General features: G+C 46.5%; 12 protein-coding genes. All 12 read left to right on the top strand.

Features of this window, described 5'->3' with window-relative positions; all coding sequences use genetic code 11:
- Positions 1-12 precede the first annotated feature (12 nt).
- Positions 13-1,485: a RagB/SusD family nutrient uptake outer membrane protein gene (locus NQ564_RS14955; RefSeq protein WP_008156250.1), complete on the top strand. Its 1,473-nt coding sequence runs from the start codon at positions 13-15 to the stop codon at positions 1,483-1,485.
- 83 nt (positions 1,486-1,568) lie between these two features.
- Complete coding sequence (locus NQ564_RS14950; protein ID WP_008156251.1) at positions 1,569-2,756, top strand: family 16 glycosylhydrolase; 1,188 nt, start codon at positions 1,569-1,571, stop codon at positions 2,754-2,756.
- 1 nt (position 2,757) lies between these two features.
- A complete protein-coding gene (locus NQ564_RS14945; RefSeq protein WP_008146515.1) occupies positions 2,758-4,329 on the top strand; it encodes a DUF4832 domain-containing protein in 1,572 nt (523 codons plus the stop codon).
- Complete coding sequence (locus NQ564_RS14940; protein ID WP_008146513.1) at positions 4,326-6,482, top strand: alpha-N-acetylglucosaminidase; 2,157 nt, start codon at positions 4,326-4,328, stop codon at positions 6,480-6,482. The genes NQ564_RS14945 and NQ564_RS14940 overlap by 4 nt, the downstream gene beginning before the upstream one ends.
- 21 nt (positions 6,483-6,503) lie before the next feature.
- Positions 6,504-8,099, top strand: coding sequence for a glycoside hydrolase family 31 protein (locus tag NQ564_RS14935; RefSeq protein ID WP_008146512.1), 1,596 nt, complete (start codon positions 6,504-6,506; stop codon positions 8,097-8,099).
- A gap of 116 nt (positions 8,100-8,215) precedes the next feature.
- The gene (locus NQ564_RS14930; RefSeq protein ID WP_008146511.1) at positions 8,216-8,770 is read left to right on the top strand and encodes an RNA polymerase sigma-70 factor; all 555 of its coding nucleotides are present in this window, start codon (positions 8,216-8,218) and stop codon (positions 8,768-8,770) included.
- 107 nt (positions 8,771-8,877) lie between these two features.
- Complete coding sequence (locus tag NQ564_RS14925) at positions 8,878-10,866, top strand: glucosidase family protein (protein WP_008146510.1); 1,989 nt, start codon at positions 8,878-8,880, stop codon at positions 10,864-10,866.
- A gap of 32 nt (positions 10,867-10,898) precedes the next feature.
- Positions 10,899-11,849 carry a FecR family protein gene (locus NQ564_RS14920; RefSeq protein ID WP_008146509.1) on the top strand — a complete coding sequence of 317 codons (951 nt, stop codon included), beginning with the start codon at positions 10,899-10,901 and terminating at the stop codon, positions 11,847-11,849.
- Between the two features lie 219 nt (positions 11,850-12,068).
- A complete protein-coding gene (locus NQ564_RS14915; protein ID WP_227963166.1) occupies positions 12,069-15,347 on the top strand; it encodes a TonB-dependent receptor in 3,279 nt (1,092 codons plus the stop codon).
- A 23-nt stretch (positions 15,348-15,370) separates the two neighbouring features.
- Positions 15,371-17,038, top strand: coding sequence for a RagB/SusD family nutrient uptake outer membrane protein (locus NQ564_RS14910; RefSeq protein ID WP_008146507.1), 1,668 nt, complete (start codon positions 15,371-15,373; stop codon positions 17,036-17,038).
- 94 nt (positions 17,039-17,132) lie between these two features.
- Positions 17,133-18,617 carry a trehalase family glycosidase gene (locus NQ564_RS14905; protein WP_008146506.1) on the top strand — a complete coding sequence of 495 codons (1,485 nt, stop codon included), beginning with the start codon at positions 17,133-17,135 and terminating at the stop codon, positions 18,615-18,617.
- Positions 18,601-21,480 (top strand): sugar-binding domain-containing protein, encoded by a 2,880-nt coding sequence (locus NQ564_RS14900; protein ID WP_008146505.1) that lies wholly within the window; start codon positions 18,601-18,603, stop codon positions 21,478-21,480. Before NQ564_RS14905 ends, NQ564_RS14900 begins: the two co-directional genes overlap by 17 nt.
- The last annotated feature ends 179 nt before the right edge of the window (positions 21,481-21,659 follow it).

Raw genomic sequence — 21,659 nt, 5'->3', positions numbered from 1 at the left:
AAAGATAAAGTCATGAAGAAATTATTATATACAGTAATGTGCTGTTGCGCATTGGCCTCATGTACTAATTTGGATTCGGAAAGATATGATGCGATCAATCCGGATTTTTTCCCGACGAATGAAAAAGATGCGGAGGCACTTGTCGTGGGTGGTGTCTATGCCCCTTTCCGTAGTGCGGAGTATAGCGGTGTATTCAGTACGGCTCACAGTTTCCAGGTTATTGGAGATATGTCAACTGATATTGCTGTTTGCTGCTGGGTGAATGATAGCTGGATTCCGCTGACAACTCATAACTGGACTCCGAATCATTCTTATACGACCCTCAATTATACGGATTATGCCAAATATCTGGGTACAATGACATTGACATTGGATCGTATATCAAATGTAGAAATGAGTGACGAGAAGAAGGCTTTACTGGTGGCTGAAACTCATCTCGGTCGTGGTTGGTTGGCATTCTTGTTGTATGATTTCTATGGACCTATTCCAATTCCGACGCTGGAAGATTTGAAGAATCCGTTGGATGAAGTAATTGAGCCGCGTGCAACTCAGGAAGAGATGACAAATTTCATTGAAACAGAATTGACTGAATCTTTGAAAGGCCTGCCTACCCGTACGACACAGTTCGGACGCTTTGACAAAGGTTTGGCATATACGATTCTGATGAAGTACTATATGCATGAGAAAAACTGGGCGAAAGCGGAAGAATGCGGTCGTGAATTGTTGAAAGCCGAATATGGTTATGGATTGATGGATAGATATGCAGATATCTTTACGCTTGAAAATGAAGGTAACAAGGAGATTATCTTTGCTTGTACGGAAGAAAGAGGTACAAATCTTCAGTTGTGGCATGATCACGCTTTACCGGGCAATTACCCGACTCAGAATACTGCTATCCAGAAATGGGATGGTTACAAAGTTCCCTGGCCTTTTTACCGCACTTTCGAGGAAGGAGATGACCGTCTGTCTGTTTTGGTTGGCGAATATGTAGGTACTGATGGCGTACTGTTCAATGAAGAGTCTGATATTGCCAAGCATGGTAACCTTTATTCAGGAGCTGTTCCTGTAAAATATGGCGAAGACCCCGAATCTACAGGTGACGGTAGCCAGATCGACTTGGTTGTTTACCGCTATGCAGATGTTCTGACTTTGCTTTCTGAAGCAATCGTCCGTAAAGGAAATGCCGTAACCTCTGAAGCACTGGATCTGTTGAATCAGGTTCGTGTACGTGCCAAACTGAATCCATATACGATGGGTGATGTAAAAGGTGTAGACGATTTCTTGCAGAAAGTATTGGATGAAAGAGGACACGAACTTTGGTTCGAAGGTGTCCGCCGTTCCGACCTGATTCGCCACGGACAGTTTATCCAGAATGCAAGAGACCGTGGTTGTACGACTACCAAAGACGAGTTTGTCTTATTCCCGTTGCCTCAAGCTGTAATCAACGAAGGTAAGGGTAAGATCGTCCAGAATCCGGGCTATTGATCCGATTCTTTTAGAGTCTATATTAATTGAGAAAGGGCCGCTTCATTTGCGGCCTTTTTTCTCTCCGCTAACAAATAAATATCATGAGTAATAAACATCTATTCAGTACACTTCTTGCCTGTTTCCTTTTACAGGGAAACTTGCAGAACATACAGGCCCAGGATTATCCTGCCAATCCTTTGGAGAAAGAGGGCTACCGTCTGATCTTTCACGATGAATTCGATGGGAAAGAGATCGACCGGACGAAATGGATTCCCGAGTATCTGCCATCCTGGCCGAAAGACCGGACCGTCTGTACACCGACATACGAGATGAAAGACGGAGTGGTCCGTCTGACGATCGACCGGGATTCAAAAAATGAGTTTGATAAGGGTATGTATATATCGGGTTTTATGAGTGCCAGCCGCACAGGTATGCATCACTATGATCCGAAAAAGAAAGCCCTTCACTCGATCAAGACGGAAGCTACACAAATAAACCAGTACGGCTATTACGAAATGCGTGCCAAGATGCAAGCAGGAGGTGGTGTGCATTGTGCCTGGTGGTTGATCGGGTTTGAAGATGATCCGAACCAGAGTTGCGAGATCGATATCTTTGAGATATTGGGGACTGATGTCGATCGTATCTGGTCCACCGTGCACAGTTGGAAAGATTCGACGATCCAGTATCACACGGAACATCCCTGGTTTGCCAATAAGAAACTGGCGGAAGAATTTCATGTGTATGGTTTCGATTGGACACCGGAAGGTGTGACCGTGTATGTGGATGGCATACAGGTGATGACACATAAGGCTGCGATCACTTATCCGCTGATCCAGATTATCTCTTTCTATGACAATCGAAAAGCAAAGAACGGTTGGACAGGAACTTACGATCCTTCCGTCCCGTATCCGAAGAGTTTTGATATCGACTATATCCGTATGTACAAGAAGATACCCGACGGCTATCGGGCGGTATCGGAAAATGAGTTGCGCATCACTTCTATCGAACCGGCACGCTTGCAGGTCTCCGAAGGAAAAGCTACCTTGCGCGATATTGACGGGCATGTGACACGTGAGTTGTTATATACACCTTCGTTTGTGAATGTGCATTATAACGACGGAACGGTAACACAACAGTTTGTGGAATGGGAGCCGTTGAGTGATAAAGCCTTACGACTGGTTCAAGACGCCGGAACGATTATCGTGAACGGGAAGATTACCGGTCTTCCGGATGATTTGTTGAAGGGGCAGGAGGCTACATTGATTATAACAACTATTAAAAAAGATTGATATGAAAAATATTATGACCCTTATGCTGGCTACCGCATTGACGCTTGGACTTTTCATCTCTTGTGGTTCCGGTGTTCAGCATCGTACTTTCCGAGGTATTTATGCGGATGATCCGGCAGGTATGGAAGGGCTGTATAATCCCGAAAGAGGGTTTCGCCTTGAAGTGGCATTGGATGTAACGGAAAAGAACTATGTCTGGGCCCCTGAAGAATTTCCTGACATCACTTCCTATCTGGAAGAACAGTCCGAACTCTATGCTTCCGACAGCGTTTCACTGGTGCAGACCTATTTCTATCTGACGGGAGCAGTCGGAAAAGAGCTGGCAGGAGAGGATTTCCAGACGATGGGCGTTTTTTTTGACAAATTGCGGGCCTTAGGCAAGAAAGCAGTCCTCCGTTTTGCTTATGAAACCCAGTTCCTGGGGCGGGCAGCTACCGGTCCTACATTGGAAGACATCATTCGTCATACGGAACAACTCAAGCCTTTCCTTGAAGAGAATAAGGATGTGATCCAGGTTGTACAGGCTGGCATGATCGGTGCCTGGGGGGAGTGGCACAGTTCTTTTCATGGTCTAGAAAAATCGGATGACACGAAGCGGACTGTTTTGCAACATATCTGCCGGATGACACCGGAAGGGCGGGCTATCCAAATACGGGTTCCCGAATATAAAAATTTGCTGGATATGGCTTCTGGCGATTATAAACGGGTTTCTTTCCATGATGATTTTATTGTGATTAAAAAACATCAGTGGGATGGCGGAATGTCGGAAGGTACGCCTGCTTATGAGCAGATTGTGTGTGAGTCTCCTTGTCTTCCGGTCGATGGAGAACTGCCCTGGGGAACTTGGAGCATGAACGAGGACCCTGATAATCCCGAAGCCGGGTGGATCATTGATGGACTGCAGACGGCACGCCGCCTGTTCTTGCAACATTTCACTTCACTTAGCGCAATCCATAACTATAAAGAAAAGAATACGAAAGATAAGTATTCGATGATGTATTGGAAGGAAACTCCTGTTTCCGCAGAATTCCTGCGGGAAAACAAGATGCCGGTATCGGATGGATATTTCACCAGGAAGGATGGTTCTGTCGCGGAACGGAATGTATTCGATTATATCCGGGACCACCTCGGTTACCGTATCGAGTTGCAGGAGATGACGGCTCCGGCGGTTTTGCTTGCCGGACAGGCTAATCCTGTTGAAATATCTTTGATAAACCGGGGTTTCTCGACATTGTTTAATGAACATCCTGTTTATCTGGTCTTGATCGACGAGTCCGGTAAGGTCTGCCATGTCGCCTTGACGGATACGAATGTGAATGACTGGCAACCGTATGAACCGGGCGACAGCACCTGCACTCCGTTGCTGCATACGATCGCTACCGACCTGCAGATTCCGGCTGGCCTGGCAAAGGGAACGTACCGTCTCGGTCTCTGGATTCCCGATGGCTCTGACCGTTTGCAGTATGACAATCGTTTTGCGATCCGTTGTGCAAACGGTGATACGCAGTGGTGGGTGTCTCCTGACGGAAAATATGGTGTCAATATCTTAATGAATAAAATCTCTATCAAATGAAAATCATCCATATCCTTGGCATGCTGCTCATTGCACTTGCCGTAAATGCAGCTTCTCCTATCGAAGGGTTGCTGGAACGTATCGACAAAGGTGCGTCGCGTAAATTTGTGATTGAACAGGTGAAATCTCCTGTCGATTTCTTTGAGCTCGACCAGAAGGGTGACAAGGTCGTGATTCGGGGTAATAATTATGTGAGTATCGCGACCGGGCTGAACTGGTATCTGAAATATCATGCCGGAATTCATCTTTCCTGGAACGGCATGCAAGCCGAATTGCCGGAAGTCTTGCCGGCAGTGAAGCTGAAGGAACGCCATGAGACGGATATGAAATACCGCTATGACTTCAACTATTGTACCTTCTCTTATACGATGGCTTTTTGGGATTGGGCACGTTGGGAGAAAGAGATCGACTGGATGGCGTTGCACGGTATTAATTTGCCGTTGGCGATGGTCGGGACGGATGGTGTCTGGTTCAATGTGCTGAGCAAGTTAGGTTATACGAAAGAAGAAATCAATGAGTTTATAGCCGGTCCCGGTTTTCAGGCTTGGTGGCTGATGAACAATCTGGAAGGCTGGGGCGGTCCGAATCCGGATAGCTGGTACAAGCAGCAAATCGCTTTGCAGCAACAGATCGTAAAGCGGATGCGTGAATATGGTATCGAACCGGTATTCCCCGGATACTCCGGCATGGTTCCTCATAACGCAAAAGAAAAGTTAGGCTTGAATGTTTCTGATCCGGGATTATGGAATGGGTATCGCCGTCCGGCATTTTTACAGCCGACAGATCCGCGTTTCGAAGAGATCGCTTCCCTCTATTATAAGGAGATGAACAAATTGTATGGCAAAGCGAACTATTATAGCATGGACCCGTTCCACGAAGGCGGAAGTGTGGCCGGTGTGGATCTGGATGCTGCCGGAAAGGCAATCATGCAGGCGATGAAGAAGAATAATCCGAAAGCCGTCTGGGTGGCTCAGGCATGGCAGGCGAACCCACGTCCGCAGATGATCGGGAATTTGGAGGCAGGAGACCTGATCGCGTTGGATCTGTTTGCGGAAAGCCGTCCGCAGTGGGGAGATCCTGCATCTACTTGGTATCGGAAGGACGGGTTTGGACAGCATGACTGGATTTACTGTATGTTGCTGAACTATGGTGGAAACATCGGGCTGCATGGGAAGATGAAGCATGTGATCGACGAGTTCTATAAAGCGAAGGAAAGTCCGTTCGGTACAACCTTGAAAGGAGTCGGTATGACAATGGAAGGAAGTGAAAACAATCCGGTTATGTTCGAACTGCTGACGGAATTGCCTTGGCGCCCGCAGCGTTTCGACAAGGATCAGTGGTTGAAAGCGTATACGGTTGCCCGTTACGGAAAGAGCAACCCCGTTGTGCAGGACGCCTGGATACTGTTGAGCAATTCCATCTATAACTGCCCAGACGCAAATACGCAGCAGGGAACCCATGAGTCGGTATTCTGTGCCCGTCCTACCGAACATCCGTATCAGGTTTCGAGCTGGTCGGAGATGAAAGACTATTATGATCCGAACGATGTGATCCGTGCTGCCGCCATGATGGTGTCTGTCTCCGATCAGTTTAAGGGAAACAATAATTTCGAGTATGATCTGGTTGATATTGTCCGCCAGGCAATCGCCGAGAAAGGACGTCTTACGGAGAAGGTGGTTGAGGCCGCTTTTGCCGCCGGCGATAAAAAGCTGTATAAAGATGCTTCGGATCGTTTTCTGCGTTTGATCCTGTTGCAGGATGAACTGCTGGCAACACGTCCTGAGTTTAAGGTCGGAACCTGGATCGCCCGCGCTCGTAGCCTCGGAAATACCTCTGAAGAAAAGGATCTGTACGAATGGAATGCCCGTGTGCAGATTACGACTTGGGGTAACCGGTTGGCGGCCGACGAAGGAGGCTTGCGCGATTATGCCCATCGCGAATGGAACGGCATCCTGAAAGATTTCTATTATATGCGTTGGAAAACCTGGTTCGATTATCAGACTCGGCTTTTGGATGGTAAAAAAACAGCGGCGATCGACTTTTATGCAATCGAGGAACCCTGGACCAAGCAGACAAATCCTTATTCAAACGAACCGGAAGGTGATTGTATTCCGACAGTACAACGTATATTTGCAGAAATATTCGGGAAATAACATAACAATATTGAATATATCATGACACATAGAACAATCTCTCTCCTTTTCTTGGCTCTCTTGGTATTGCCCTGCTTTGCCGCGAGTAAGTACGAATCGAAAATAACGTCTCTCGAAGGAGAGAAATGGTGGGGCGGTGCAGTCGGTCTGGGAGCGAGGATGCCTTTTGAAGGTGACCTGCGTTTGTTCGACCTTTCTGCTGAGAATCTGAACAATCAGAACGTGCCGCTTCTGCTTTCTTCGGAGGGACGGTATATCTGGAGTGACAAGCCGTTTTCTTTTCAAGTCGAGAATGGAGAGCTGCGTTTGTATTCCGATTATGAGAAGATGGAACCGGTATTGGCGGGCCGTACGTTAAAAGATGCCTATATGGCTGCTTCAGCCAAACATTTCCCGCCTTCCGGTGATTTGCCGGACCCGTTGTTCTTTTCCATGCCGCAGTATAATACTTGGATCGAACTGATGTATAACCAGAATCAGCAGGATATCCTGAAATATGCGGATCATGTATTGGAGAATGATTTTCCAGTCGGTGTGTTCATGGTGGATGATAACTGGCAGAAATATTATGGCAATTTCGACTTTAAACCTGAACGCTTTCCTGATCCGAAAGGAATGATCGATCGTCTGCACGAGCAGGGATTTAAGATCATGTTCTGGATTTGCCCGTTCGTCAGCCCGGATAGCCCGGAGTTTCGTGAGCTTCAGCAGAAAGAATACCTGATCAAGAAGAAGGGAACAAATGAAGCGGCCATCATCCCGTGGTGGAATGGCTATAGTGCCTGCTATGACTTGAGTAATCCGGCTGCTGCTGAACATCTGAAACAACAATTGCGCAGCATGCAAGAGAAATACGGGGCGGATGGTTTCAAGTTCGACGCCGGTGATATTGGCCATTATAACGATCCGGGACTGGAGTTTTACGATCAGTCGGCTACTTCGGTGGATATGTGCCGGTATTGGGCGGAAATCGGGTTGGATTTCCCGTTCAACGAGTATCGTGCCGGATGGAAGATGGGGGGTGAGGCCTTGGTTCAGCGTCTGGGTGATAAGGATTACTCTTGGAATGCGGTTGGCCTGCTGATTCCAGACATGATTGCTGCCGGTCTGCTGGGATATGCTTATGCTTGCCCGGATATGATCGGCGGAGGTCAGTTCGGTTCTTTCCTGGGAGTGGACCAGACAAAGCTCGACCAGGAGCTGATTGTGCGTTCCTGCCAGGTACACGCCTTGATGCCGATGATGCAATTCTCGGTGGCTCCGTGGCGGATCCTCGATGAAAAGCATCTGGCGATTTGCCGTGATTATGCTCATCTGCACGAGAAGATGGGAACATACATTCTGGAGCAGGCGCATCATGCTGCAAAGACCGGTGAGCCGATCATCCGGCATATGGAATATGTGTTCCCGCACCAGGGATTCGTTGATTGCAAGGATCAGTTCATGTTGGGCGATAAATATCTGATTGCTCCGGTACTGACCAAAGAGCACACACGCAGAGTGATGTTGCCTAAAGGCGTATGGATAGACGATACCGGCAAAAAGTTCAAGGGACCGAAAACGATCGAAGTGACGGCTCCTCTGGAACGCCTGCCTTGGTTCGAAAAAGTAAAATAAGCGGGTGAAAACAGAGTTTCCGGCACCTTCTGGAATTAGAATACGCAGGAAACTCTGTTTCTTGTAATCTGCATTATTGAAAATTTGTACTATCTTTATCGGCGAAAAGCGACATTATGGAAACAGCCTCGGAGATAAAAGCTTTTAATAAGTTGTTTGCCGAATATCATGGATTGTTTGTGCGTTTCGCCAATACGTACCTGCAAGATGAAGCGGCAGCGGAAGATATTGCTGTCGAGGGGATCATGTATTATTGGGAAAACCGCTATTCTCTTTCTTCCAATTCGAATATTCCTGCCTATATCCTGGAAGTGATCAAACATAAATGTCTGAATTACCTTCGTCATCTTCGTGTCCGTGAAGATGTGGAACAACGCATCCAGGAACACCAGCAACGGGTGAACAGCCTGAGGATCGCTACTCTTGAAGCCTGCGATCCTCAAGAAATCTTCAGTTCGGAGGCCGGACGGCTCGTTGATGAAGCATTGGCGATGATGCCTGACAAGACCCGTCGGATCTTTATCATGAGCCGCTATGAAAATAAGACATACCCGGAAATTGCTGCCCATTTCTCTCTTTCCGTCAAGAGTGTGGAGTTTCACATATCAAAAGCATTGAAGATATTGAAAGTGAAGTTGAAGGACTATATGACGATTGTTTTGTTCATGTGAATGTGAAATGAAAGTGTTTCAGAAAGAATGATATTTTTTTAGGGGATATCTTTTTTGAGGTGCTTATTATGAAAAGAAACTTGAAAAACACATTATAATTAAGTAACATGAGAAAACAGATTTATTGCCTTTTATCTCTTTTATGGATTAGCTGCCTTTCCGTTTCGGCAGCCGATCGCTGGGTTATTAATCCTGCCGGTGGTATTACTTGGCAGATAGACGAGCGCGTCCCACATGAGGACCATATCGAAATGAGCGGGTTGAAAGTCTCGACCGTGCTTCGCTACGGAGTGGATGCGAATGGTTCCTTTATGCTGAACAGAAGTATGGTATGGCCGATGCTCCGCACGATTCCGAATAATACGCATGCCAGCTTGATGCGTCGTTTTGCTTGGGATGTGACGGATATGGTCGAGGTAAACGGACAGTCTTTACTGAACGAGAAGGTAAAAGAGGTCACGTTGAACGGCACGATGGTCGTGCAGAGCGAATACGTGCTTCCTCGTAAAGGAAAACTTGGTCTGACGCGTGTCTTGTTCCCTTCCGTCTCGAATCCGGCTTTTTGTGAAAAATATATTTTACGGAATACAGGTGAATCCACGATATCGATAGAAATCCCTTCTTCCCGTTCGGTTGTCGAGACAGATGTCGCGAAAGGGGTGGATGGTAGCTATAAGTTGGTTTCGACTATCAACGGACAGGCAACTCGTCAGTTGCAACCGGGCGAGGAACTGACATTCAGTGCGATTTTTGCCGGATATAAAAAGAATGAAAGTGAGCTTTCGTTCGATATTGACCGGGAGTTACAGGCCCGGCAGGATTTGATTGCCGGCTTCTGGGATAACTTGGTTCTGGATACGCCCGATCCTGTCATCAACACCATGTTCGCTTTTGCAAAAATCCGTGGAGCGGAAAGTATTTACGACACGAAAGGCGGCCTGATGCATGGTCCCGGCGGCGAATCCTACTATGCTGCAATCTGGGCGAACGACCAGGCGGAATATATCAATCCTTTCTTTCCTTACTTGGGATATGAAGTCGGAAACCGTTCCGCATTGTGCTCGTATGAACATTTTGCCCGTTTCATGAATCCGGAATACAAGCCGATCCCTAGTTCAATCATAGCGGAGGGTATCGACATCTGGGCGGGGGCCGGTGACCGTGGCGATGCGGCGATGGTTGCTTATGGTGCTTCCCGCTATGCTTTGTCCAAAGGAGATAAGGCTGAAGCCGAAAAGTTGTGGCCATTGATCGAATGGTGCTTGGAATATTGCCGGCGCAATCTGAATGAGAGTGGTGTTGTGGCTTCCGATGCGGATGAACTGGAAAACCGTTTCCCTGCTGGAAAAGCAAACCTTTGCACTTCTTCCTTATATTATGATGCCTTGATCTCAGCCGGTTATTTAGGGAGAGATTTAGGTAAGCCGGTAGCTGCCTATACTCGCCAGGCTATAGCCCTGAAGAAAAATATCGACCGCTATTTCGGTGGGACTGTCGAAGGATTTGATACCTATAAATATTATGAAGGAAATGATGTCCTGCGTTCCTGGATCTGCATTCCGCTCACGGTCGGGATACAGGACCGGAAAGATGCGACCATCCAGGCGTTGTTCTCTCCGCGCCTGTGGACGGAGAACGGTTTGCTGACGCAGGCCGGAAGTGAAACATTCTGGGACCGCTCCACCTTGTATGCGTTGCGTGGCGTGTATGCTTGCGGTGAGACAGAGAAAGCTACCGATTATTTAAAATTCTATTCTTCCCAGCGTCTGCTGGGTGAACATGTCCCTTATGCAATCGAGGCATGGCCGGAAGGTAACCAGCGCCATCTGTCTGCCGAAAGCGGTTTGTATTGCCGTATCATTACGGAAGGGATGTTTGGTATTCGTCCGACCGGCCTGAATTCGTTTGTCTTTACTCCCCGTCTGCCGCAGGAGTGGGATCATATGAACCTGCGTAAGATTTGTGCGTTCGGTCAAGTATTCGATATCGAAGTGAAGCGCCTCGGTGATAAACTGCAAGTTGCCGTTATCGCAGACGGAAAAACGATCTGTAACCGGAAAATAAAGGAAGGTGAAAATATTCGGATAAAATTTTAGGGGGTTACTTTCGAGAGGTGCTTATATAGTATATGGACAGAAATGTATTACATCGATTTTTTGCAGGAACAGCCTCTTTTGAAGAGGAAGAGGCTGTTTGTGACTGGGTGGATGCTTCTGATAAGAATCGGGAAGAGCTGATAAGGGAGCGGAAATATTTTGATGTGCTGTTGTTGCATAAGACGAAAAATAGCAGTATGGTGCAATCCGGTCACCGTTTCAGTCTGCCCTTTGTTATCAGAGAATCGCTGAAGATCGCCGTTGCAATTTCCGTATTGGTAGTGTCTACCCTGTACATATATAATAACGTGGCAAAACCGGCTCCTGTATTGGCGATGAACAAGATAGTCGTTCCTCCGGGCCAGCGGGCGAACCTCACCCTGTCCGACGGGACGAATGTCTGGTTGAACGCTTGTAGTGAAATGACTTATCCGGCCTCTTTTAGCGAGGATACCCGCCGTGTGTCGTTGAAAGGTGAAGCCTATTTTGATGTCTCTAAAGATGTGGAACATCCGTTTGTCGTACAGACGAAGAAATGCGATATAAAAGTTTTAGGGACGGAATTTAATGTCCGGGTGAATGAGTCGGAGTCGGATTGTGAATTTTCAGCCGCCCTGTTGGAAGGTTCCATCGAACTGATAAATAAGATGAAGCCTGGTCCTTCCATCCGGCTTGCTCCGATGCAGAAAGCGGAATGGACGGGAGGCAAAATGATGGTGGAATCAATCCGTAACCTGGATGACTATCGCTGGAAAGAGGGGTTGATCTGCTTTGAGGAGATCCGTTTTGCCGATTTGATGAAACGCTTTGAGAAGACGTATGATATCCGTATCGTAATCCAAAACAAAAGTCTGCATGACTATAAATGTAGTGGTAAGTGCCGTGTTTCGGACGGGGTGGATTTCATTTTGCAGGTGTTGCAACGCAGTACGCGTTTTACTTTTTCCCGCAGTGATGATAATACGATTATCTATATAAAGTAAATGTGTAACCTTAAATTAAAAACGAGAAATGCCTATGGAATGAAATAAAACACGAAAAACGATGTAAAAAGGCGATGAATGTGCGAGATTCACCGCCTTATAACTAACACATGTCTAACACAAGTATTAATCTTTAAATATCACAAAGTTATGAATAAAATACCTTTGTCGGGGTTTTGTCTCTTATTAAAATCACGACATAAACATTTATTTAGGATTATGAGAATAACCTATATGTTATTATTTGCAGCCATTTTCTGCTTGCATGCAGAGAATGCGATATCGCAAAAGATCACCCTGCAGGGTGATAATCTTTCAGTGAAAGATTATTTGAATACTATTGAAAAGCAGACGGATTACCTTTTCATTTATGATGCCGGTGTAAATGTAAATAAAAGGATATCCGTTAATATGGTCGGTAAGTCCATTAAGGAAGTTTTGGATAATCTCTCTACCCAGTTGGGATTGAATTATTCCCAGAAGGGCTCTTATATTGTCTTGTCGAGTTACAAAGCAAAAGAAACATCCGCTCCGGTCGTTGCCCAGCAAAAGAAAACGATTACGGGTGTCGTTACGGATGACCTGGGCGAACCGATTATTGGCGCCAATGTGATTGAAAAAGGAACTACAAACGGTATTATCACCGATATCGATGGTAAGTTTACACTGGAAGTCGCTCCGGGTGCGGTCGTACAGGTATCCTATATCGGTTATAATACGCAAGAAGTAAAGGTTGGTAACCAGTCGACATTGGCTATCCAGTTGGTTGAAGATACCCAAGCATTGAGCGAGGTTGTTGTTGTCGGTTACGGTGTGCAGCGTAAAGTGACGACTACCGGTGCCGTTACAAAGCTGGAGGGTGATGAAATCAATAAAATGACAGTGGTAAATGCCACAAAAGCTTTGCAAGGGTTGAGCCCCGGTATTACGGTAGTCGACCGTGGCGGTGCTCCGGGTAGTGACGATCCTGAAATCTACTTGCGTGGTGTCGGAACGACTGGCAATGCGAAACCGCTGGTATTGGTGGACGGTATCGAAATGTCTTTAAGTCAGATTCCTTCTTCCGAAATCGAGAATATCTCCGTTTTAAAAGATGCTGCATCTGCTTCTATCTATGGCTCACGTGCTGCTCACGGTGTAATTCTGGTAACGACCAAACGTGGTAAGGAAGGTAAAGTGAAATTATCGTACGATGGTACGATCGGTTTCCAAGACCGGGCGGTAAGAGCCGAACAGGTTTCCGCACGCGAATATATGACGATGGTTAATGAAGCATTAGTCAATTCCGGCGGTTCGATCAAATATTCGGAAGATGATATTCTGGCAACGGAAAGAGGCGATGATCCGTATAATCATTCTTATATCAATTGGGCGAATGAGGTGTATAAACCTACTTATATCACACAGCATACATTGAACTTGACAGGTGGTAGCGAAGTCGGACGCTATTTGGTCTCATTTGACTATCTGGATCAGCCTGGATTGGTGGAAAATACGGAATATCAGCGTTATAGCTATCGTGTGAATACAGATTTGAATATTGGAAAGATGCTGAAAGTTAGCAGTGATGTGACATATCGACATATTGACCGCCTGTGGCCGGAAGCATTAGGTAGTGTACAGTCGGATGTATGGAGTATGCAACCCACATCACCGGTCAGATATGAAAACGGCGATTACCGTTTGGATAAGCAGAACAGAAATGCTATCTCCCTTATGGATTTGGATGTCGTAGGGGAAGACCGTTATAATATGGATGTGGTTTATGGACAGGTAAAAGCTGATTTCGAACCAATCAAGGATTTGGTGTTTACGGGTATGGCCTCTTTGAACGGTTCATGGGACAGAAGAAAGATCCATTATAAGAATTATAAATATTACAATGAAGCCGGGGAACTGGTTACACAGCGTAATAATCCAAACAGTGTGAAAGACGAACGTAATAATAGTTATCAGATGACACTACGTTTTTTGGCCAATTACAAAAAACGTTTCGGTGACGACCATGATTTGGCATTGCTTTACGGTATGGAACAAATCTCTTACCGCAACTACTATTCGATGGCTCAGCGTAAAGATTTGATCTCTGACGCTTTACCGGATGTCTCTTTAGGTTCGGCCGGTAGCCAGTTTGCGGAAGGATATCCGACAAAATGGGGTATCAATTCTTTCTTCGGACGTGTAAACTACGGTTTCAAGGATAAGTATTTATTTGAAGCGAATATCCGAACCGACGGTTCTTCCCGTTTTGCAAAAGGGCATAAGTGGGGTGTTTTCCCGTCTTTCTCTGCCGCATGGCGTATTTCGGAAGAAGGGTTTATGAAGAATCTGGGATTTGTGGATAATCTGAAACTGAGAGCATCCTGGGGACAGACCGGTAACGAACGTATTGATGCCTTCATGTATCTGCCTCAGTATAACACCTCGAATGTGGTCATGAACGGTAGCCTTGTTTCTGCGGTTTACCAGAAAAAGATGGCGAATCCGGATGTGACTTGGGAAACAGTGGAACAGACTAATATCGGTTTGGACTTTGGTTTCCTGAATAACACGATCTATGGTGAATTGGACTGGTATTCAAAAGATACGAAAGATATTTTGTTAGCACTGGGTATCCCTCATTTCATTGGTCTGGATGCTCCTGAACAAAATGCCGGAGTGGTTCGTAACTCAGGTGTAGAAGCTATGGTCGGTTTCCGTAAAACATTCGGAGAGTTTACATTCAACACCTCTTTCAACCTGGCTTATAACAAGAACGAATGGATCGATCGCGGTGGTGACGATAAGAATATCAGTGGTTATAATATCCAGACGATCGGTTCGCCTTTGAACGCTTTCTACATCTACCAGGCAGATGGTTTGATCGCGAACGAACAGGAATTGGAAGAATACCGTGCCAAATATAAATCGGACCCGCGTGGTATGTCTGATCTTCATGCTGGCGATGTGAAATTGGTCGATACGAATAACGATGGAACAATCGACCCGGACGACCGTCAGATTTTTGCCTCCAATATTCCTAAGTTCACATATGGATGGAATATCAGCGGCGAATATAAAGGTTTCGATCTGAGCTTGTTGTTCCAGGGATCAAGCGGTGCAAACCGAATGATGTACGGGGAATGGATCGAAGGACCGAGTTATGAAGCCTTCACCGGTGTACATTTCCGCGACAGATGGACGGAAGAGAACCAGAATGGAAATGCCGAAATGCCCCGTTTGGAGGCGGCTAACAACCGTAATGCATCTACCTATAATTCGTTCTTCCTGAAAAAGACAAACTATCTTCGTCTGAAGAACGCCCAGTTGGGTTATACCTTCTCGAAGGGTATCACGGACAAGCTGAGAATCACGAAGCTGAGATTGTATGTTTCTGGCTCGAACTTGCTTACATTCAGTAGCTTGTATCAAGGTCTGGACCCGGAAGGAAAGAGCGATAGAATTAATGACTTCCCTCCGTTGAAAATTGTGAACTTCGGTGTAAACATTATCTTTTAATCTAAACTAATAAATAGAGCATTATGAAAATATATAAGAAATCGTTGCTGTATGGGGCATTCGCTCTGACTCTTTGTATGGCAGGCGGTTGTAACAGTAATATTGATCTGGAGCCGGAAGGTATTATTACGGCGGACGGTTATTTCAAATCGGCAGAAGATTATGAGAAGGCGTTGACCGCCTTGTATGAGAGACTGAATGTCGAAAGTTATGATTTATGGATGGATGGCGTGACGGATAATGGTTTGGTTACGCATAGTTGGAATAGGGGATATGACTTGGGACGAGGCATCGGAAGTACGGCCTCTTCTTTCCCGGCCGACAAATGGGATAAAGGATATATTTCCGTCCAGCGTGCGAATAACGTAATCAACAATATCGATAAGTACCAGTGGCCGGGCGGGGAAAGCGATGCTAACCGGAACCAGGTTTTGGGTGAAGCTCGTACATTGCGTGCCTATTTTTATCTGGATTTGGTTTCTATCTTCGGACATATCATGTTTTATACCGAGAATCCGGCTACAGTAGCGGAAAGTGAAAACGTTAAGCAAGTACAGGACCCGAAAGAAGTGTTCGATTTTATCCTGGATGACCTGGACAAGGCAATTGCCGGATTACCGGACAAGCCAAGCAATAAATCGAAGATCGGAAAACCGGCTGCCCGCTTGCTTCGTGCACGTGCTGCCGCCTATGCCGCCGGGTATCTGAATGATAAGTCTTATTTCCAGATTACGTTGGATGAAACGGCCCAATTGGTTGCATCCGCTCCGCAGCTGGCCGATTTTGACAAGTTGTTTGTAACCGGTTGTGAAGATCTCGATGAAGTGATTCTGGTAAGACGCTATTCATTGGATGCGACGAATAGTTGGGGAAACTGGTATAACCAGTCTATTGGTGGTTATTGCGTGACGACTCCGGTGAAAGCATTGGCTGATGCTTTTGAATATGTGGGCGAGAGAAATGAAACTATGCCGTATCTGAATAAAGATCCCCGTTTTTATCAGACTATCTACGCTCCGGGTATGGAAATGCGCGGCAAGTATTTTAATACGATTCCGAACAATGTGATTGAAAAGGATGGCAAAACTTATTTTGATCCCAACAAGGATTACGGGGCTTTGCAAGACAAGGAAGTCAGCGTAGGTGATGTTTTGGCAGAAGGTGGCGGTGGAGAATGGAACAAGACGCCTACCGGCCTGTCTTGGAAAAAATACTTCCAGGAAGAAGAGACATGGACAACTTACAACTCGTTTATAATTTTCCGTTATGCGGAAGCTTATCTGTTGAGGGCGGAAGCGTTGGTGGAAACCGGAGGAAGTACGGACGAAGCCAAGTCTCTGATTAAAGTGATTCGTGACCGTGCCGGCAATACGAACGATATCGACAAAATGGTTGCCGAACAGTATAACGGCAGCCTCCGGGATCTGATCCGCAACGAAAGACGTGTGGAACTAGCACAGGAAGGGCTTCGTTTTGCCGATATCCGTCGCTGGAACATTTTGTTGGATGTGATGAACAAGCCGATCGAAGGTATCGAATATCGCGACTTTTCGAGCGGGACGCCTAAACATACCGTTTTGATTCCAGCGGAGAGAGATGCCTATACGGCAAGAGATTTCTGGTGGCCGATTCCGCAAGCAGAGATCGACTTGAACCCAGGTCGTATCACCCAGAACGAAGGTTGGAAATAATAACCGGTTCTGAATTATAAGGAGAAAGCGCGTCAGGACTATCCGAGGATATTCTGATGCGCTTTTTTTGTAATAACATAATGATCGTATAGAAATGAAATTATCATATTTATCTCTTATCCTTGTTTTAAGTTGTGCTTGCGGCCAGCCTGGGCAGGTGAAGTATCCTGATATAGCGGATGCAGCACGTACCTCATTTTGTGTGGCATCCGACGATACTGCTCTGGTGAATATATTCGATTGGGCCGTAAGTAATTCGAATCAGTATGTCGGGGAGGATTCCGATCCGGTCGGACCTTGGTATGAAGCGGCTTTGCCGAATCGCCAGGCTTTCTGCATGCGGGATGTCTCTCATCAATGTATAGGCGAGGAGCTGAACGGGCATGGCAGGCAAAATGCGAATATGATAGGTAAGTTTGTCGAGAATATTTCCGAGTCGAAGGACTATTGCACCTATTGGGAGATAGACAGGAATAACCTGCCGGCTCCGGCTGATTATGTCTCGGATCAGGATTTCTGGTATAACCTGAATGCGAACTTCGATGTGATGAACGCTTGTTACCGTTTGTACCTCTGGACAGGCAATGAAGTCTACATCAATGATCCCCGTTTTGAAGAGTTCTTCCGTTTATCGGCCAATGAATATATCGACAGATGGCAGTTGCAGGCGGATAAGATCATGGAACGTCCGGGAGTGATGCACGAAGACGATACACGTGTCGATCCGAAGTTCAAATCCTTCCGTGGGCTCCCTTCTTATGAGGAATCGGTTCGGGGATTGACGGTAACCGGCGATTTGATCGCTACGATCTACCGGGGATTGAAATCGTATGCACAGATTCAACGGCTGGGAGGAAATGAAGAGGCCGCCCGCCACTATGAGTCGAAGGCGGAAGAGTATGCACGCCTATATAATGCCGGTTGGTGGAATGAAGAGACTCAAAACTATTATGCCTATAAGTTGGAGAATGAAAACCTGAAAGAAGGCGGATGCAATGTTTTTCCTCTTTGGTTTGGTATCGTAGACAAACCGGAACGTATCAATCGTTTATTGACGATCCTGTCGGAGAAGGAGACAAACGTGGAAAGCATGTCTTACTATCCGAAGATCTTTTATAAATACGGCAGGCAGGATATGGGCTATCCTTATCTAAAGGAGCTTTATGCGAATGAACGCCGGGATTATCCCGAAGTAGCCAGCGGTGTGATTGAGGGAATTGTGTGTGGACTTGCCGGTGTAGATGCCGATGTCACGGCAAACCGTATTACCACTCTTCCGCGCTTTACGGATGCTACCCATTGGGTTTCGATAGAAAATATTCCTGTATTCTCAGGAAAAATATCTATCTTGCATCAATCTGCCGGAAGTAGCACCTTCGTGAACAAGTCCGGGAAAGAATTGATTTGGAGAGCCATGTTTCCGGGTAATGTCGCCATGATTAGCGGGATGGATGCCAAGCATACGAACGATGAACTGGGTAATCCGTTCAGTTATCTCGATATTGTTTGTAAACCGGGTGAAACGAAAACAGCTGAAGCATGTAAATATAAACCTGAAGAAGATGAAAAATTCGATTAAACTTGTTGCCTTGTTGTTAACCGCCGGATTTTGTTCCGCTTGTACCCGACAACTGCCTTTCGATACCCGGAGTCGCATTTCCCTCAAGGGTAATTGGGGATTACAACTGGATACTGCCGGTACGGGGATTACTCCTGATTGGCCCGCAAAGCCCTGTACGGATTCTCTTTTCCTGCCCGGTACTACCGATATGGGAAAAAAAGGAACTTACAATACGGATATGACACTGACTACATCCCTTTCCAGGGAATATGTGTTTGAAGGAAAAGCGCTGTACACGAAACAGGTCGATATACCGGAAGAATGGGACGGAACATCCGTCCGCCTGGTGATGGAGCGCACGAAGCCCACGACGATCTGGATCGACGGAAAAGAGGTCGGGGCGAATAACGATATCTCTACGGCTCAACAATATGACCTGTCCTCTTATCTGTCTCCCGGAACCCATACCGTTGCTATTTTAGTCGATAACGGCAAGCAGGCCGTGCCGGAAAAGGTCTACGGCTCTTCACATGCTTATTCTGCTTCCACACAGACAAACTGGAATGGAATTATCGGTGATTTTTATCTGGAAAGCGCACCTCTTTGCGGGATCGATGACGTCCAGCTTTATCCGGATGTCGCGAAAAAAGCCGTGACAGCCAGAGTAACCCTTCGTAACCCGGACAAAGGGGCGGGAAAAGGCACATTGTCCTTTTATGCCGAAGCCTGGAATACGGATAAACAGCATAAGACACCCGTACAGACAATTGAAGTGGACTGGACGAAACCGGAACAGGAGTTCGAACTTGCGCTGGGGGATAAGGCTTTGCTTTGGAGCGAATTTACACCGGCTCTATACCGTCTCTCTGTCTCACTAAAAACAGATCAATCGGTCGATACGGAGCAGGCAACTTTCGGTTTGCGTGATTTCAAGACAAAAGGACGTCAGTTCACCATGAATGGCAAGGTTACGTTCCTGCGCGGAAAACATGACGCCTGCGTCTTCCCTCTGATTGCCCATACCGCAATGGATGTGGAGACCTGGCGGCACTATTTCCAGGTAGCGAAACAGTACGGCATCAACCATTATCGTTTCCACTCCTGGTGTCCTCCCGAAGCCTGTTTTGAGGCTGCCGACATCGAAGGCATTTACCTGCAACCGGAACTTCCTGTTTGGGGTAATATCGATATCGATGATACCGAATTATGCGATTATCTGTTGAAAGAAGGGCGGAACCTGCATCGGGCTTATAGCAATCATGCCTCTTTCGTGATGTTCGGATTAGGAAACGAGATGTCCGGCGAAGAAGGACTTGCCATGCTGATCCAGACCTTCAAAAAGGAGGATAACCGCCATATCTATGCTTCCGGTTCGAATAATTATTTAGGCTTTAAAGGAAAGCAGGCGGATGAAGATTATTTCACGACTTGCCGTGTCGGGCGTGAAGACGACAAGCAGTTCAACACCCATGCCCGTGCCTCTTTCTCATTTGCCGACGCTTATGACGGTGGGTATCTGAACCATACGTATCCGAATTCGGAGATGGATTTCTCCTCTGCCAATGCTTTGTGCGATGTTCCGATTATCAGCCACGAGACGGGGCAGTTCCAGGTATATCCGAATTATGAAGAGATAAAGAAATATACGGGTGTATTGAAGCCCCGCAATTTCGAAATCTTCAAGAAACGCTTGGAAGAGGCCGGTATGGCCGACCAAGCGCATGACTTTATGATGGCTTCCGGTAAATGGTCGGCTCTGTTGTACCGGGCGGATATCGAGATGAACCTGCGTACACCGGAATGGGGCGGTTTCCAGTTGCTCGATTTGCAGGATTATCCGGGACAAGGCTCGGCTTATGTCGGAATCTTGGATGCTTTTATGGAGAGTAAAGGGTTGATCACGCCGGAAGAATGGCGGCATTTCTGTTCGGAAGTGGTTCCTTTGTTCTGCACGGAGAAGTTTTGTTGGACGAATGATGAGGCGCTCACCGGAGAGGTAGAGATAGCCAATTATTCCGAAAGCGATTTGCATGGCAAACAACTGTCCTGGACATTGACCGACAGCAAACAACAGGTCTTGGACAAGGGTGTTTTACCTTTACAGGTCAAACAAGGAGAGCTGGCAAAGGTAGGCACATTGAAATCGACTATCGCTTCTGTCCGGAAGGCTGAAAAAGTCACGCTCGCCTTGTCGATAGACGGCACTCCTTACCGAAATGATTATTCCCTTTGGATTTATCCGGCAGATAAAGAGGTTGCACCGTCTGAAAACATTTGTGTGACGGATGATCTGGATGCCCGTCTGAAATACCTGGCGGAAGGCGGCAAAGTCCTTTGGTTCCCTTCGAAAGATAAACACAAGGAGCAAACGGTAGGCGGACTTTTCCAGACGGATTATTGGAATTACCGTATGTTCCGGACTATCTGCGAAAACTTAGACCGTCCTGTTTCTCCCGGTACATTGGGAATCTTGACTGATCCCAGCCACCCTGCATTGGCTGATTTCCCGACCGAGTTCCACACCAACTGGCAATGGTTCCCGATCATCAAGCAGAGCTACCCTATGGTCTTAGACCGTCTGTCCGACGATTACCGGCCGATCGTGCAGGTAATCGACAATGTCGAACGCAACCATAAATTGGGCTTGTTGTTCGAATTCAAGATAGGGAACGGCAAACTCTTAGTTTGTATGTCCGATCTGAAAGCCGTACAGGACTGCCCGGAAGCTCGGCAGTTCTATCGTAGCATTTTGGAATACATGGAATCCCCTGCTTTCGCACCGTCTTACTCCTTATCCGCTAAGGATTTGCAAGATCTGTTTACGGCTAAGGTGAAAACGGGCGAGATGAAGAAGTTATTCAATATTTCGTCTTATAAGTAGTCTTGGTTTACTTATCTACATAGTATAAGAAAACATCGGAGTGCCTATTAATTCTGTAATCAGTGGCAGTGATTATAAAATCAGTGCTGGCGATTATATAATCACAACTACTGATTATATAATCACTGACGCCGATTACAAAATTAGTAGACATTTAAAAAAGAATTATTCGGGATGAA

The organism is Parabacteroides johnsonii DSM 18315, from assembly GCF_025151045.1.
GTDB classification, from domain to species: domain Bacteria; phylum Bacteroidota; class Bacteroidia; order Bacteroidales; family Tannerellaceae; genus Parabacteroides; species Parabacteroides johnsonii.
This window is presented reverse-complemented; position numbering and strand designations above follow the sequence as displayed.